General features: G+C 65.6%; 12 protein-coding genes. 10 read left to right on the top strand and 2 right to left on the bottom strand.

The window, feature by feature from the left end:
* The 3 genes from fdhF to RMP10_RS12225 are packed head-to-tail and all read left to right on the top strand — an operon-like array spanning position 1 to position 3,782.
* Positions 1 to 2,724, top strand: a complete 2,724-nt coding sequence (gene fdhF, locus RMP10_RS12215) for a formate dehydrogenase subunit alpha (RefSeq protein ID WP_310570519.1) — start codon at positions 1 to 3, stop codon at positions 2,722 to 2,724.
* The gene (locus RMP10_RS12220; RefSeq protein ID WP_310570520.1) at positions 2,717 to 3,562 is read left to right on the top strand and encodes a formate dehydrogenase accessory sulfurtransferase FdhD; all 846 of its coding nucleotides are present in this window, start codon (positions 2,717 to 2,719) and stop codon (positions 3,560 to 3,562) included. Before fdhF ends, RMP10_RS12220 begins: the two co-directional genes overlap by 8 nt.
* Positions 3,552 to 3,782 carry a formate dehydrogenase subunit delta gene (locus RMP10_RS12225; protein WP_310570521.1) on the top strand — a complete coding sequence of 77 codons (231 nt, stop codon included), beginning with the start codon at positions 3,552 to 3,554 and terminating at the stop codon, positions 3,780 to 3,782. The genes RMP10_RS12220 and RMP10_RS12225 overlap by 11 nt, the downstream gene beginning before the upstream one ends.
* Positions 3,783 to 3,967: 185 nt before the next feature.
* Here RMP10_RS12225 and RMP10_RS12230 read toward each other — a convergent pair whose 3' ends face one another.
* Positions 3,968 to 7,288 carry a glycosyltransferase gene (locus tag RMP10_RS12230; RefSeq protein ID WP_310570522.1) on the bottom strand — a complete coding sequence of 1,107 codons (3,321 nt, stop codon included), beginning with the start codon at positions 7,286 to 7,288 and terminating at the stop codon, positions 3,968 to 3,970.
* 112 nt (positions 7,289 to 7,400) lie between these two features.
* Here RMP10_RS12230 and RMP10_RS12235 point away from each other — a divergent pair, with 112 nt between their 5' ends.
* From RMP10_RS12235 to RMP10_RS12250, 4 genes are all read left to right on the top strand, one after another.
* The gene (locus RMP10_RS12235) at positions 7,401 to 7,799 is read left to right on the top strand and encodes a hypothetical protein (RefSeq protein ID WP_310570523.1); all 399 of its coding nucleotides are present in this window, start codon (positions 7,401 to 7,403) and stop codon (positions 7,797 to 7,799) included.
* A gap of 10 nt (positions 7,800 to 7,809) precedes the next feature.
* Positions 7,810 to 9,348 (top strand): GMC oxidoreductase, encoded by a 1,539-nt coding sequence (locus RMP10_RS12240; RefSeq protein WP_310570524.1) that lies wholly within the window; start codon positions 7,810 to 7,812, stop codon positions 9,346 to 9,348.
* 171 nt (positions 9,349 to 9,519) lie between these two features.
* Positions 9,520 to 9,744, top strand: coding sequence for an AbrB/MazE/SpoVT family DNA-binding domain-containing protein (locus RMP10_RS12245; RefSeq protein ID WP_310570525.1), 225 nt, complete (start codon positions 9,520 to 9,522; stop codon positions 9,742 to 9,744).
* Positions 9,731 to 10,063, top strand: a complete 333-nt coding sequence (locus RMP10_RS12250) for a type II toxin-antitoxin system PemK/MazF family toxin (RefSeq protein WP_310570526.1) — start codon at positions 9,731 to 9,733, stop codon at positions 10,061 to 10,063. Before RMP10_RS12245 ends, RMP10_RS12250 begins: the two co-directional genes overlap by 14 nt.
* A 21-nt stretch (positions 10,064 to 10,084) precedes the next feature.
* On the opposite strand, the gene RMP10_RS12255 is transcribed toward RMP10_RS12250, so the two are convergent.
* A complete protein-coding gene (locus RMP10_RS12255) occupies positions 10,085 to 10,318 on the bottom strand; it encodes a hypothetical protein (protein WP_310570527.1) in 234 nt (77 codons plus the stop codon).
* 235 nt (positions 10,319 to 10,553) lie between these two features.
* Here RMP10_RS12255 and RMP10_RS12260 point away from each other — a divergent pair, with 235 nt between their 5' ends.
* The 3 genes from RMP10_RS12260 to RMP10_RS12270 form a co-directional block, all read left to right on the top strand.
* A complete protein-coding gene (locus RMP10_RS12260; protein WP_310570530.1) occupies positions 10,554 to 13,571 on the top strand; it encodes a carboxypeptidase regulatory-like domain-containing protein in 3,018 nt (1,005 codons plus the stop codon).
* A gap of 270 nt (positions 13,572 to 13,841) precedes the next feature.
* Positions 13,842 to 14,183 carry a ribbon-helix-helix protein, CopG family gene (locus RMP10_RS12265; RefSeq protein ID WP_310570528.1) on the top strand — a complete coding sequence of 114 codons (342 nt, stop codon included), beginning with the start codon at positions 13,842 to 13,844 and terminating at the stop codon, positions 14,181 to 14,183.
* Positions 14,180 to 14,730: hypothetical protein (locus RMP10_RS12270; RefSeq protein WP_310570529.1), on the top strand; the 551-nt coding region annotated here is incomplete at its 3' end. The genes RMP10_RS12265 and RMP10_RS12270, both read left to right, overlap by 4 nt.

A 14,730-nucleotide genomic window follows, 5' to 3' on the forward strand; every position in this document is an offset into this window, starting at 1 on the left:
ATGTCGACGACGACGGTGCAGCTCACCATCGATGGCATCGCGATCACCGTGCCGGCCGGAACGTCGGTCATGCACGCCGCACGCAGCGCCGGTGTTGCCATCGCCAAGCTCTGCGCCACCGACTCGCTGCAGGCGTTCGGCTCCTGCCGGCTGTGCGTGGTCGACATCGCCGGCCGCAAGGGACTTCCGGCCTCCTGCACGACACCGGTCGAGGAAGGCATGGTGGTGCGCACGCAGACCGAGAAAGTCGCGCGGGTGCGGCGCAACGTGATGGAGCTGTACATCTCCGACCATCCGCTCGATTGCTTGACCTGCGCCGCCAATGGCGACTGCGAGTTGCAGGATATGGCCGGCGCGGTGGGGCTGCGCGAGGTGCGCTATGGCATGGCCGGGGCGAATCACCTGCAGGCCAAAAAGGACGAGTCGAATCCGTACTTCACCTTCGATCCGGCCAAGTGCATCGTCTGTTCACGCTGCGTGCGCGCCTGCGACGAGATTCAGGGCACGTTCGCGCTGAGCATCACCGATCGCGGGTTCGGCTCGAAAGTCAGCGCTGGCATGAACGAATCGTTCCTGGCGTCGGAGTGTGTGTCGTGCGGCGCCTGCGTACAGGCCTGCCCCACCGCCACGCTCACCGAGAAAAGCGTCATCGCGGCCGGTCAGCCCGATCGCACGGTGAAGACGACCTGCGCGTACTGCGGTGTCGGCTGCTCGTTCAACGCCGAGATGAAGGGCAACGATGTGGTGCGCATGGTCCCCGACATGAGCGGCGGCGCGAACGAAGGGCATTCCTGCGTAAAGGGGCGCTTCGCCTGGGGCTACGCCAGCCATCGTGACCGGGTACTCGCGCCGATGGTCCGTGAGCAGATCACCGATGCCTGGCGCGAAGTCAGCTGGGACGAGGCCATCGCCTATGCGGCCGGGCGGTTCCGCGCCATTCAGGCGCAGCACGGACGCGGTGCCATCGGCGGAATCTCGTCGTCGCGCTGCACGAATGAAGAAGTGTATCTGGTGCAGAAGATGGTGCGCGCCGCGTTCGGCAACAACAACATCGACACCTGCGCCCGCGTCTGTCATTCGCCCACTGGCTACGGCCTCAAACAAACCTTTGGCACGTCGGCTGGCACGCAGGACTTCAAATCGGTGGCGCATGCCGATGTGATCGTGGTGATCGGCGCCAACCCCACCGATGCACATCCGGTGTTCGCGTCGCGCATGAAGCGTCGGCTCCGACAGGGCGCCAAGCTCATCGTCATCGATCCACGCCGTATCGATCTCGTACGCAGCCCGCACATTCAGGCGGCCTATCACCTGCCCCTCCGGCCCGGCACCAACGTCGCCGTGATCAACGCGATGGCACATGTCATCGTCACCGAGGGGTTGGTGCACGACGCCTTCGTGGCGGAGCGGTGTGACGCGAAATCCTTCGCGCAGTGGTGCGACTTCATTGCGCTGCCGGAGAACTCACCGGAGGCCACCGAGGCGTTCAGTGGTGTTCCTGCCGACGACGTGCGACGCGCCGCTCGCCTGTACGCCACCGGTGGCAACTCGGCCATCTACTATGGCCTGGGCGTCACGGAGCACAGCCAGGGCAGCACCATGGTCATGGGCATCGCCAATCTGGCCATGGCCGTGGGACAGCTTGGCCGCGAAGGCACCGGCGTGAATCCACTGCGCGGTCAGAACAACGTGCAGGGCGCCTGCGACATGGGTTCGTTCCCGCACGAACTGCCCGGCTACCGACATATCAGCGACGACACCATTCGCGCGCAGTTCGAGCAGTCGTGGCACGTGGCCCTCGACGCGGAGCCGGGGCTGCGCATCCCGAACATGCTCGCCTCCGCCACGGCCGGGCACTTCCACGGCATCTTCATTCACGGCGAGGACATCGCGCAGTCCGATCCGGACACGAAGCACGTGACCGACGCCCTGCGCGCGATGGAGCTGGTGGTCGTGCAGGACCTGTTCTTGAACGAGACCGCGAAGTACGCGCACGTGTTCTTCCCGGGTACCGCCTTCCTCGAGAAAGACGGCACGTTCACGAACGCAGAGCGGCGCATTAATCGTGTGCGACCGGTGATGCCGCCGCGCACGGGACTGTCGGAATGGGAGATCGTGTGCCGGCTGTCCACGGCCATGGGATATCCCATGGACTACCGCAATGCGGCCGAGATCATGGACGAGATCGCGTCACTCACGCCGACGTTCGCGGGTGTGTCGTTCGCGCATCTGGATCGCGTGGGCAGCGTGCAGTGGCCGTGCAACGACCGCACGCCGCTCGGCACACGCATCATGCACGAAGACGCATTCGTGCGGGGCAAGGGCCGCTTCCTGATCACGCAGTATGTGCCGACCGACGAGAAGTCGACGCGCCGCTTCCCGCTCCTGCTTACGACTGGACGCGTGCTGTCGCAGTACAACGTCGGCACGGCCACGCGACGGACGGCGAACACCGTGTGGCACGACGAGGACGTGCTCGAGATCCATCCGCACGACGCCGAGGTGCGCGGCATCGGCAATGGGGACCACGTGCATGTCGCGAGCCGGAAGGGCGCCATCACGTTGCACGCCAAGGTGACCGATCGCGTCGCACCGGGGATCGTGTATACCACGTTCCACCATCCTGATTCGTCGGCCAACGTGATCACCACCGAGTATTCCGACTGGGCCACCAACTGCCCGGAGTACAAGGTCACCGCGGTGGAGGTGCGGCCGGGTGACTGACGTGCCCTCGACCGAGGTCGCACGCGCCGCGTATGAACAGCGCGAAGTGTTCGTGTCGAACGGGCGTGGCGACACGCGACCGATCACATGGGGCATCGCCGTAGAAGCACCCGTCGAGATCGCACTGAACGGCACGCCGTGGACCGTCATGCTCGCCACGCCAGCCGATCTCGCCGACTTGGCCGTGGGGCTCGCGCTCACCGAGCGCGTGCTCCGCGACGCGCGTGCCGTGACGGACGTGGTCGTGTCGGAGTTCCTGCACGATGTCTCCGTGAACATCGTCGTGCCTGAGTCGGCACTCGACACGACGGCCGTTCGCTCGCGCTCGCTGTTGGGCAGTACAGCGTGTGGCCTGTGCGGCCTCGAATCGCTGGCCCAGCTGCACGCACGCGGAACGACCGCCATCACGGAGCGGCGCTACACCGACGTCGGCGACGCCGCCATTCTGCGCGCGTTCACCGAACTGCCGGCTCACCAGCCGATCAACGCCGCCACGCGATCGGTGCATGCGGCCGCGTGGTGCGGCGTGAACGGAGACATCGAACTGGTGCGCGAGGATGTCGGGCGCCACAATGCGCTCGACAAGCTGATGGGTGCCCGCGCGCGCGGCGCCGCGCTCGCGAAGCCGGGCTTCGTGGTCATGAGCAGCCGCTGCAGCTACGAGTTGGTGTACAAAGCCGCCGTGGCCCACACGCTGCTGCTGGCCACCGTGTCGGCGCCGACCACCATGGCGCTCGAATGGTCGACGGCGCTGCAACTGCCGCTGGCCTGCCGGGTGGGCGGCGAGTTTGACGGTCGGGTGGTGCGATTTCCTGCGGAGGAGACGGATGGAGGCTGAAACCCTCGTACGCATGGCGAATCAGATCGCCCACTTCTTCGCACCATACCCCGAGACGGATGCGATCGAGGGCGTGCGCGATCATCTCGTGCACTTCTGGGATCCGGCCATGCGAAAGGAGTTGCTCGCGATCGCCAGCGGACTCACGCCGGCCTCGACGCCGATCGATGCGCTGGTGCTGCGCGCCGTTCGGCAGCTGCGGCAGGGCGTCGACGAGTAGGGCTAGGACCAGCGCGCGTCAGTCCCAGTTTCAAGGGGTCAGTTTCAAGGGGTCAGAGTCGTTGAACGTTTCAAGGGGTCAGAGTCGTTGGAAGCGGGTCATGGCGACCGTTCAACGTCTCTGTCCCCTTGAAACTGCTGACCCCTTGAAACCCTAGCGTTCAACGACTCTGACCCCTTGAAACCCTACGCCGTCACGTGCCCCGTGCGTTCCAGCTTCCCCCACCCCGGCGCCCAGCCTTTCAACGCCGCGCGCATCGCCTTCACCAGCGCCAGATACAACACCTGCCGATAGGCAAGGCGTTGCAGCGGCACCAACAGTGCCTGCGACAACCGTTCCTCGGGCTCGAAGGCCACGCCCAGCACCGCCGTCACCGTATCGATCAACAAGAAGAAGGCGTACAGCGCCAGCACCGGCTCGGCGTGCACCCACGCCGCGTGCCACCCCAACGCCGGCGTCTCGACCGCGAGTCGCCCAATCGTGGCCAGCAACGCGATGTCGGCCGCGGGGGCCAGCAACGGGAAGAGCAGTTGAAAGAGCCAGATGTTGGGCAGCCCCACGATGCCGAGCGCACCGGCCGATGGCCGCAACAGCGCCCCGCGATGCTTCCAGGCGCATTGCAGCGTGCCGAAGCTCCAGCGGAATCGCTGCTTCAGCAGGGCGTCGAAGGTCTCGGGCGCTTCCGTCAACGCGACCGCGCGATCGGCCAGTGCCACGCGATGCCCGCCACGCAGCAGCGTCAACGTGAGATCCTGATCTTCCGCCAGCGTATCGGTGCGGAATCCACCGGCCGCCACCACCGCGCTGCGACGCCACGCGCCAATGGCGCCCGGCACCACCGTGATGCAGTTCAGCATGACGAATGCGCGGCGGTCGAGATTCTGGCTCGTCACATACTCCACTGCCTGCCATCGGGTGATCAAGTTCACCCGATTGCCCACCTTGGCGTTGCCCGCCACCGCACCCACCCGACTATCCGCGAGAGGATGCACCAGGTGCCGGATCGCGTCAGGCACGAGGAGCGTATCGGCGTCGATCACCACGATGATGTCACCCGTGGCGTGCGCGATCCCGTTGTTGAGCGCGGCCGCCTTGCCGCCGTTCACTTGCCGCACCACGCGCAGGCGCGGGTCATCGCTGCACTGTGCCGCCACGTCAGCGGTGTCATCCGACGAACCATCATCGATCACCAGCACTTCGAACGCGTCGTATTCCTGCGCCAGCACCGAGCGCACCGTGCGGGCGATCACCCGCCCTTCGTTGTACGCCGGAACAAGCACCGACACCATTGGCTTGTAGTCCGCGTCCTCCACGCGGCGCCCATACCGCGGCACGAACCGCTGCAGCGCGGCGAGGGTCCCGATCCCGAACATGCGCAGCAGTCCCAACACGAGCGCCACCAGGAATGCACTGACGATCAACGTTTCGCCCACACTGGCCATGCGCAGCGCGACGAGATTCAACACGCGCTGTGACGCTTCCCCGCTCGGTGCGCTCGGCGTACCCGCTTGCGGCGACACATTGAGCAGGCCGGCAACCGTGGTCGGCTCGTAGCCACGCGCGCGCAAAGAGTCGATCAGCGGCCCGAGCGCCGCCAGCGTGCTCGTCCGGTCGCCACCCGCGTCGTGAAGCAGGATGATGCGGCCGTTCTTCCGCGACAACGCATCGAGCGCGTTCGCCACAATCTGCTGCGGGTTGTCTTCGAACCAGTCCTTGCTGTCGATCTCGAGACCGGCCACGCGGTAGCCGAGCTCATTCGCCACCGCCATCGGCCGCAGGCGCTCGTCGGTACTCGGACTGGCATCACCGATGTACGGTGGACGAAACAACAGCGGTCGATGACCAGTCACCGCTTCAATCACACGGCCGGTCGCGGCAAGCTCCATCGAAATGGCTTGCTCGCTCAAACCCGCAAAATCGGGATGGCTCCACGAGTGATTGCCAATCTCATGCCCCTCCGCGACGATGCGGCGTGTCAGCTCGGGCAGCCGCTGCACCTGACGACCGACCACGAAAAAGCTGGCGACGGCGTGTCGTGACTTCAGCGTGTCGAGGATTGGCGCCGTAAAGCGGTCGTCGGGGCCGTCGTCGAAGGTGAGTGCCACCCGGCGCGACCCGGCGCCACCACGCGAGATCAGATAGCCACCGGCGGACTTCGTGATCGTCTCGCCTTGCACGTAGCCGCGCGCATCCACCGTGACGGACCGTTCACCGCGTCCCGACTGCCGTTCGACCGCCAGCACCTCCCCCTCGCCGACGATCACCGATACGCCGTCGTTCGGCAGGTCGCGCAGATCGCTGGGCGAACCGGTCCGCCCGGTGCGCGCCAGCACCCTCCAGAGCGTGGCGTCTTCGCCACCCAATCGCCAGAACGCAAGCCCCGCCGCACCGGTGGCATGGGCCACGGTGATCTGGTTCCACGCCGTCGCCGCGTCGAGATACCACACCGTGTGCGCGACCCCCTGCCCGTCGCGCCACGTGGCATACGGATTTCGCGTACGCCCGTCGAACCACGGCCCGCTCCGCGTGACGCGGCCGAGAGCCATCGCTTCACTCACGCTCACGGTGGCCGCTTCTTTTCGGTCGCTGCGCCAGTGGTAGCCGTACTGCCCGAGGCCCGCCAGCACTTTCTGCGCGGGAATGGCGTCAAGCACCGCGTCGAGGCGTGCCGCAAACCACGGCGCACTCGCCACCGGCCCCGGCTCGGTGTTGTCCGCATGCTCGTCGTACAGCATGGGGATCGCGTAGTCGAGCGCCGCCCCGTAGGCGGCCAGCGGATAGCCGTCACCTTCGCTGATCGGCAGCGCGGCCGACACCACCGCCCCGAGTGGCGCGAGCGCGCTACGCAGTGCCGCAATAAACGCCAGCACCTGCGGATGCTCGGCGGCCGGCACCAACTCGTAGTCGAGCGTGACGCCCTTGAGATCGTGGAGTCGCACCACGTCCATGAGCTGACGCACCGCGTGCGCCCGTGTGGCCGGTGTCCCGACCACGCTCGATACGAGCGTGGAATCGAAGCCCGAGGCGCCGAAATTGGTGAGCATGAGATGCACGCCGAGGTCCAATCGCCGTGCCTCGTCGAGCAGATCCTCATCGAGCGTGATCGTGATCTCGCCCGGCTTCCCGCGGCCGAGGAACGCGCCTTCCACGATGACCCAGTCGAGATGATCGCCGTAGCGCTTCAGCGCTGCGCGGCTGCCGGCGTCCCATTGGACGACGAAGCCGGCCACGATCGGGTCCGACACCGGCGTGCCGACATGGCGCGCCGTCGCCATGGGTGGGCATCGCGTCGCACAGGGACGCAGGGTCGAGGCGTCGGCCCGACCGACGCGCCGTGAGGCCAGACTGGTCGCGATGGGCAGCGGCTCGACCACCGGCGGTTGCAGCACACCGATGGCAAATGAGCCGCCTAGCAGAGCGACAGCGGCCCCCAACCCGACGAGGACGGAACGCAACGCGCGGCCGCGACGGCCGGAGGGATCGTGGAAGACAGGACGAATGGACACGTCTGGAGCATCGACCAAACACCGGCGCGACTGAATAAGATGCGTGGAATGCGACACGACCACTTGTCTCGCCGTGCTTGTGACGTCGGCGCCAACGTCCTACGTTCGCCGGATGCCATCGTCGAGCCACCCCGACCGCCGCGCCTTTCTGCAGGGGGCGCTGTGTACCGTCGCCGGGCTCACGCTGGTGGGTGGTTGCTCGCCAGACGCGCCCTACGACGATGCCACCCTGATGCAGCCGACGCTGTTGCCGACGCTTGGCCCCACGCGGGTGCGCGAGATCGGGCAGGCGTATCGTCGTGCCACCCCGGCCGAATCCACCGCGCCAACGCTGCGCGCGGCGATTGCCCGGGGTGCCCAGCAGCTCCGCGGCTTGCGGTGGTCGCCGTACCCATCGCTCGAGGCCCTCATCACGGCGGATTTCACGGACGGGCGTGTGGTGTTCCCCGCCGGATGGATGCTCTCGGTGAACGAAGCGCGTCAGTGCGGCTTGTTCAGCTTGCAGGGCTGAGCCGACCCACATGCATACCGATGCCTTGTCGCTCCCCGATGGCACGCGGCTCGACGGCGACCTCTGTATCGTCGGCGCCGGTGCGGCCGGCATCGCGATCGCCATGGAGTTTGTCGGTACATCGACCCGCGTGCTGTTGCTCGAAGGCGGTGGGTTCGACCTCGAAGGGCCCATGCAGGCGTTGTATCGCGGTGAGGTGGTAGGACGGCCATACTACCCGCTGGACGCGACGCGCCTACACTACTTCGGTGGCACCACGGGGCATTGGGGTGGGTTCTGCGCACCGCTGGATCCGATTGACTTCACCACGCGAGCCTGGGTGCCGCACAGTGGATGGCCCATCACGCGCGCACAGCTCGATCCGTTTTACGCGCGAGCGCATCCGTTGCTCGATCTCGGGCCGTTCGACTACCGCAGCGCGTTCTGGGAGCAGCAGGACCCGCGCCGCGAGCGACTGCCGCTCGATCGCACCGTGCTCGAGGAGAAGGTGTGGCAGTTCAGTGCCCCGACGCGCTTCGGCTCCAAGTTCCGACGCGCCTTGGTCGATGCGCCCAACGTGCACCTCTACACGCACGCCAATGTGGTCAGCGTGGTCGCCAACGAGAGTGCCCGCGCGATCGACGCCGTGCAGGTGCGCCAGTTCGATGGGCGCACGCTCCGCGTACGGGCCACGCAGTTCGTCCTCGCCTGCAGCACCATGCAGAACGTGCGTCTGCTGCTGGCGTCCAACGAGCGCGCCACGACGGGGCTTGGCAACGCGCACGATCAGGTGGGCCGGTACTTCGCCGAACACCTCGAAATGCCGGCCGGTACCGCCGTACTCACGCGGCCGCAGTCGATGCAGCACTACGCGTACGACTTCGGCGTCACCAAGGCACGCGCCGAGTTGCGTCTCACGGACGCGCAGCAGCAGGCTCGCGGCGTATTGAACGCCACGGTGGCGGTGGAACCGGCACCGGAGTCGGGCGAGGCCCGCAGCACGTTCGAAGCGGAATCCCCGGAAGATGTGGAGCTCTACCGGCGTGCCACGAAGGACAGCTTGACGGCCGACATGAAGTCCACCGAGCAGGTGTACGATGCCGAACGCGTTCGGGCAAAGCCGTTCTTCACGCTCATGACGCGGCAAGAGCAGGCGCCCAATCCGAACTCACGCATTACGCTCTCCAGTGAACGCGATGCGCTCGGTGTGCCGCGCGTGCGCTTCGACTGGCAGCTCACCGCACTCGACAAGCACAGCATGCGCACGCTGTACTCGAGCGTAGGCCGCGAGTTCGGGCGACTCGGCATCGGGCGCGTGCAGCTGCGCGACTGGCTGTTGAGCGACGACCTCACGTGGCCATCGCTCGTGAGCGGCGGCTGGCACGACACCGGCGCCACCCGTATGCATCAGGATCCGAAACAGGGCGTGGTCGATGCCGACTGCCGCGTGCATGGACTGGGCAACCTGTATCTGGCCGGCGCGGGGGTGTTTCCCACAGCGGGATCGGCCAACCCCACATTGACGCTGGTGGCGCTGGCGCTGCGGTTGGCGGATCGGCTGAAGGGGTAGGGGGTGGGTGACGCGCGGTGACGCGGGTTGACAGGGCATCCCTCGCGGTGGCGCGATGACGACCGTTCGTGCCGTTGACGGTATTATGGCGGCCACGACGCGATTGCCAGCGATCCTCTCCGCCATTACCGTAATACGTATTACCTAACTTACGTATTGCGGAGGAGTGCCATGCCCGTGTCCACGCTCACGTCCAAGTATCAGGCCACGATTCCCCGCGCCGTACGCGAGGCGCTGACCCTCACGGCCGGTGACCGCATCGAGTTCCTCATTGAGCGCGACGGGGTGCGTGTACGGCGCGCCCTGCCCGCCGACGCCGAGTTGCAGGAGCTCGAGGCCACGCTGGCTCCGGAATGGGATTCGGCACGCGACGATGCGGCCTATGCCGACCTATAGCCCCGGGGACGTGGTGGTCGTGCCCTTCCCTTTCTCCGACCGCGACGCGTCGAAGCGGCGCCCGGCACTGGTCTGTTCGGCGACCGCCTTCAACGACAGTTCGCACCATCTGGTGCTGGCCATGATCACCACCGCCGCGCACAAGAAGTGGCCAGGGGATGTACCCATTCGCGATCTCACGCCCACCGGACTGCCGGTCGCGTCCATCGTGCGCTGGAAGCTGTTCACCTTGGATACGTCACTGGTGCTCCGCCAAGCGGGCGCGCTCTCAGCGCGCGACCGCGCGACGTGCCGAAAGCGTCAGCCGATCGCGCTGTAAGACTGCGCACCGCCCCACGCCTCAGCACCCCACCACCATCCCGTCCTTGCGCGGATCACTCCCCGCCGCAAACCCCTTGGGCAGGCGCACGATCGCCTGTGCGCCGCCAAAGGCGACCGTGGGCTGCTCGATCAGCACGTGCCCCATCGCCACGAGCGGGTGGCGCACGCCATCGCCGATCGGCGGCTCGAGCGCCACGCGCTGACGGTCGTAGGGACGCAAGCGCGACGCATCGATGGCCGCCTGCACGTCCATGCCGAACAGGAATGGCGGATTGAGACGACGGCGCCGCTCGGCGAGTGTGGGTTCAAGGGGTCAGAGTCGTTGTTCCGACGGTACCAGTTCCGTGACCGCCTGTTTTGCTGCAACATTGTGGGACGAGACGGCGGACCCAACCGGCCCCGACCCGCCCCGACCCGCCCCGACCCGCCCCGACGCGACTGTCCTCTACCGAAGGAGTTGTATAACGATGTTGAGTCCTGCCTTGAGAATGCTTGTGGCGCTCAGCTTTGCGCTGCTGGCCGCTGCGGGTCATCCCCGAGCGGCGAGCGCGCAGTCGCAAGCCACCACTGGTGTCATCCGAGGGGTTGCAGCGCAGCCCGACGGCGCACCGATTGCCAACGCCGTCGTGACGCTGCGCAATCAGGAAACGAATCTTACCCGGACCCTCCGTACGTCCGATCGCGGATTGTTTGTCGCCACGCTGCTGCCACTCGGTCGCTACGAACTGACCGTACGCGCCGTTGGATTCGAATCGGTGTCACGTCGCGACATTGTCGTGCGGGTCGGTCAGGTGGTGGAGGCGTCGTTCGCGCTCGAGCGCCGCGCCACAGAACTGGCCTCCGTGAAGGTGACCGACAAGGCGGCAACCCCCGTGAACACCTCTCGCACCGAAGTGTCGTCCACGCTGTCGGAAGAGGCCGTGAAGAGTATTCCGAACAACGGTCGTAATTTCCTGTCGCTCACACTGCTCACGCCCAGTGTCGCCACCACGCAGGGGCCAGACGGCGACGTGCTCTCGATTGCCGGCCAGCGCGGCATCTTCAACAACGTCAGCGTGGATGGTGCCGACTTCAACAATCCGTTCTTCGGAGAGCAGCGCGGCGGACAGCGCCCACCGTTCACGTTCAATCTCGATGCGGTGCAGGAGCTCGTGGTCACCAGCCAGGGCGCCAACGCGGAGTTCGGGCGCTCGGCCGGCGGATTCGTGAACGTGGTGACCAAGAGTGGCACCAACACGTTCAAAGGCACCGTGCACTATTTCGGCAAGAACAGCGCACTGTCGGGCGATCTCAAGGGCAATGGCGTGACGCTCAATCCCGATTTTCGACAGCACCAGCTGGGATTCACGCTGGGAGGGCCGATCATTCGCGACAAGGCCTTCTTCTTCACCGCCTACGATCAGCAGTCGTTCACCGAAACGAAGCAGCAGAATCGTCCGCGCAGTTCCGCGTTCGACAGCCTGACCACTTTTCTGAGCACGGCGTTCGGCGGCGCGCTCAAGAATGACTTTGCGCCGATCGATCGCACCAACGACGCGCAGGTGTTCCTGGCCAAGATCGACGTGCGGCTGAACGACAGGAATCTCTTGTCGACCAAGTACAACTTCACCAACAGCCGTCAGGTGAACGGGACGTTCGACGTCGACACGTGGGGAGCGAGCGCCAACGCGATCGAACGCGGCTTCAGCAATGCCGTCAGCGGGTCGTTGGCGAGCCAGCTGACCAACACGCTGTCGAACGAACTGCGCTTTCAATTCTCGCGCGAGGACCGGCCGCGGGAATACGACGCGCCGAGGCTACCCGGTGGTCGCGACTTTCCCGATATCGCCATGGACTTCAGGAGTGCGTACCGCCTGGGCCGTCCGTTCTTCATTCCTGTGGAGTACTACGACACCCGCGTACAGTTGCTCGACAACGTGAGTGCCGTGCGCGGCAATCACCTCTTCAAGGCCGGCGCCGAGGTGAACTTCGTGAACTCGACACAAACGTTCGTGGGCTTCGCGAACGGTCGATTCATCTTCAACAGCGTCTCGGGATTCATCAATTACGCGCGGCAGGGCAATAGCTACGTGCAGTGCTCCAACGGCACGTCGAACAACAACGGCGCATGCCCGGCCGGCAGCACCATCAGCGGGCCGGTGTTGCTATATCTGCAGCAAGCGGGCGTGGGCGGACGCACCGTGGAACAATCGGGGACGCAGTCGCTCAAGCAAGTCGACATGGCCGTCTTCCTCCAGGACACATGGAAGCCGTCACCCAACCTCACCGTGAACTACGGGGTGCGGTGGGAAGGACAGAAGCAGCCGGAAGTGCTGACCGACCCGAGTCAGGTGTTCTTCGCGCCCTTCATCGGCAAGACGGTCACCAATTCGACCGGGAGCTACACCTTTCCCTCGGATGGCACCATTCCGTCTGACCTCACGATGTTCCAGCCGCGGTTCGGCGTGGCCTGGGATCGGGCTGGTGACGGGCGGGAAGTGCTGCGCTTCTCGGCCGGCGTGTACAACGCACGCGTGGCAGCGCTCAACTTCGCGTCGGTCCGCAACAACAACGGCTCCATCGGTCAGACGATATTCCGTAACAGCGAACTCACGGGCATCCTTGGCCGTCCGCCGCGCATCGACGAGCTGTTGCCAGCACCGGCGGCCAACAGCGTGCCGTTCCAGCCGGGCATCTTCGTGGTCGACAAGGACTACAAGAATCCTCGCACCTTCAGCACGTCGACCGCCTATGAGCGCGCGTTCGGTCCGCAGGGGCTCGTTGCCTCCGCGTCGTACACATTCGCCAAGTCGGATCGACTCACGCGATTCGTGAACCGCAACGATGCGGTATTCGGTCGGCCGTTTGCCACGGGCCTTCCGAACGGAAACGGCATCGGCGATCTCACCACGGTGGAGAGCAGCGCCCGCAGTGAATACCATGGCCTCACGGTCGGGCTGGCGCGTCGTACCGGCACGGCGCTGCAGTTCGATTTCAACTACACGCTCGCGTCGGACAAGTCAGACGACGACAACGAGCGCGACCCGTTCGTGTTCCGCTACGCCAACGCGAATCGGCTGGACCGGGAGTTCGGCTACAGCGATCGCGATCAACGTCGCCGGATCAACTTGTATACGATCTCGCGGTTACCCGGGGCGTTTCTGCTGAACAATCGGGTGAGCTATGCGTCGGCACAGCCCATCAGCGAGAAGTGTGAGAACAATCGGCCCAGCGGCAAGCGCGCGGCCTCCGCGAGCGACCGCGTCTGCGCGAACGGTACGATCCTGGACCGCAATACCTTGCGCCGTGGCAACGAGTTCGCCACGTGGGATCTCAAGTTGTCCCGTCCCGTCAAACTCAAGCGCGGACAAAGCATCGAGCCCACGCTCGAAGTGTTCAACGTGCTCGGCCGCAACAACTTCCGCGACCCCGCGTTCGGATCACTGCTGTTCAACTTCGACGGCACGATTCGCAGCGGGCTGGGTGATCCACGACAGATTCAAGCGGGACTGCGGTACGCGTTCTGATCGCCCGCTGGTCGAAGCGTAGCTCGGCGCGTAGTAGGGCGCGTTGCATGGCGCGGCCAGTTCGGCCGCGCCATACAACGCGCCGAGCATATCGGGGAAGGCGGTCATGATCGACCACCCTGGCGAATGAGATCGCGCATTTCTTCGCACCGCACCCGGGACCGACGTGATCGAGGGCGTGCATGATCACCTCGGTCACTTCCAAGATCCGGCTATGCGAAAGGAGTTGCTGAGCATTGCAAGCGCCAGTATTACTGGGTATGATTTGATATGTCTTCACGAACGCCATATGCTCGAATCGCCATCACGCTGCCCGAAGCGGACCTCGCGGCCGCCGATCGGCTGGCGAAGCAGCAAGATCGGTCTCGCAGCTGGATCGTGGCAGAGGCGGTGCGCCGGTATGCGGCTGAGGTCGAGCAGGGCGAGCCGGCGGACGCTCTTGGCAGTTCACGGCGCGCGCAACTGCTTCGTGACGTAGCGATGACCGCGGAGGAGCGGGTGCACGAGGCAGAGGAGACGTCGCGCGTGTCGGAACAGGTCACCGCGCCACGCACCTTCGCTTCCTTCGACGAGTTCCTGGCGTGGCAACGTGCTGGTGGCGGCTCGGCGTGACAGCCCCGAGCAGTCGCGTCGCGCAGGTCTGTCGGCTGTTGAACGCGGAGGAGGCGCGCTACCTGGTGGTTGGCGCCATCGCGATGCAGCTCTGGGGCACGACGCGAGCGACCCGCGACGTCGACATTCTGATCGACCCGACCCTGGAGAATGCCGACCGTGTCTTGCGGGCGTTGGGCCACCTGCCCTTCGGTGTCGCCGCAGAATTGACGGCGGCCGACGTCATCTCGCGTGGTGTCACGATGATCGGTGACACACCGAACGTTGACATCCTTACCCGAGCTTGGAATCTCCAGTGGCGCGACGCGGAGCGCGATGTCGCCGTGTTCACCGTAGACGGTGTGGCTGTACCGACCGTCTCTATACGAAATTTGATCGAGTCAAAGCGGACTGGGCGCCTGCAGGACCTCGCTGATATTCAGGTGCTCGAGGAACTGCAGCGCTTGCGTAGTTCATGGGGTCAGAGTCGTTTTGTAGGGGGGGGGGCGAGGGGGGAACAAAAAGAAACCCCACAAAAAAAACCACCCCAGAACCCACCACCCCACCC

It is taken from the genome of Gemmatimonas sp. (assembly GCF_031426495.1).
Classification (GTDB): Bacteria; Gemmatimonadota; Gemmatimonadetes; order Gemmatimonadales; family Gemmatimonadaceae; genus Gemmatimonas.

Bases quoted from the DNA above. Each gene is read 5' to 3' on its own strand.
- fdhF (WP_310570519.1), top strand. From the start codon at position 1: ATGTCGACGACGACGGTGCAGCTCACCATCGATGGCATCGCGATCACC.
- RMP10_RS12225 (WP_310570521.1), top strand. From the start codon at position 3,552: ATGGAGGCTGAAACCCTCGTACGCATGGCGAATCAGATCGCCCACTTC.
- RMP10_RS12235 (WP_310570523.1), top strand. From the start codon at position 7,401: ATGCCATCGTCGAGCCACCCCGACCGCCGCGCCTTTCTGCAGGGGGCG.
- RMP10_RS12240 (WP_310570524.1), top strand. From the start codon at position 7,810: ATGCATACCGATGCCTTGTCGCTCCCCGATGGCACGCGGCTCGACGGC.
- RMP10_RS12245 (WP_310570525.1), top strand. From the start codon at position 9,520: ATGCCCGTGTCCACGCTCACGTCCAAGTATCAGGCCACGATTCCCCGC.
- RMP10_RS12250 (WP_310570526.1), top strand. From the start codon at position 9,731: ATGCCGACCTATAGCCCCGGGGACGTGGTGGTCGTGCCCTTCCCTTTC.
- RMP10_RS12255 (WP_310570527.1), bottom strand. From the start codon at position 10,318: ATGGACGTGCAGGCGGCCATCGATGCGTCGCGCTTGCGTCCCTACGAC.
- RMP10_RS12260 (WP_310570530.1), top strand. From the start codon at position 10,554: ATGCTTGTGGCGCTCAGCTTTGCGCTGCTGGCCGCTGCGGGTCATCCC.
- RMP10_RS12265 (WP_310570528.1), top strand. From the start codon at position 13,842: ATGTCTTCACGAACGCCATATGCTCGAATCGCCATCACGCTGCCCGAA.